Annotated in this window: 1 protein-coding gene; it reads left to right on the forward strand. The window is 67.1% G+C overall.

All coding sequences use genetic code 11. The annotated features are described in order from the left end of the window. On the forward strand, positions 1–510 hold a 510-nt coding region (locus tag AB9K35_RS18200; RefSeq protein WP_369928288.1), incomplete at both ends, for an NAD(P)(+) transhydrogenase (Re/Si-specific) subunit beta.

A 510-nucleotide genomic window follows, 5' to 3' on the forward strand; every position in this document is an offset into this window, starting at 1 on the left:
ATCGGCGGCGCCGACATGCCGGTGGTGGTGTCGATGCTGAACAGCTACTCGGGCTGGGCCGCGGCGGCGATCGGCTTCTCGCTTGGCAATGACCTCCTCATCGTGGTCGGCGCGCTGGTGGGCTCCTCCGGTGCGATCCTCTCCTACATCATGTGCAAGGCGATGAACCGCTCGTTCGTCTCGGTGATCCTTGGCGGTTTCGGCGGCAGCACCGGCCCGCAGATGGAGGTCGAGGGCGAGCAGGTCGCGATCGACGCCGAGGGCGTGGCGCAGGCGCTGGAGGAAGCCGACAGCGTCATCATCATCCCGGGCTACGGCATGGCGGTGGCGCAGGCGCAGCAGAACGTCGCCGAGCTGACCCGCCGCCTGCGCGCGAAAGGCAAAGAAGTGCGCTTTGCCATCCACCCGGTGGCGGGCCGCCTGCCGGGCCACATGAACGTGCTCCTGGCCGAGGCCAAGGTTCCTTACGACATCGTGATGGAGATGGACGAGATCAACGACGACTTCCCG

It is taken from the genome of Leisingera sp. XS_AS12, from assembly GCF_041224635.1.
Classification (GTDB): Bacteria; Pseudomonadota; Alphaproteobacteria; order Rhodobacterales; family Rhodobacteraceae; genus Leisingera.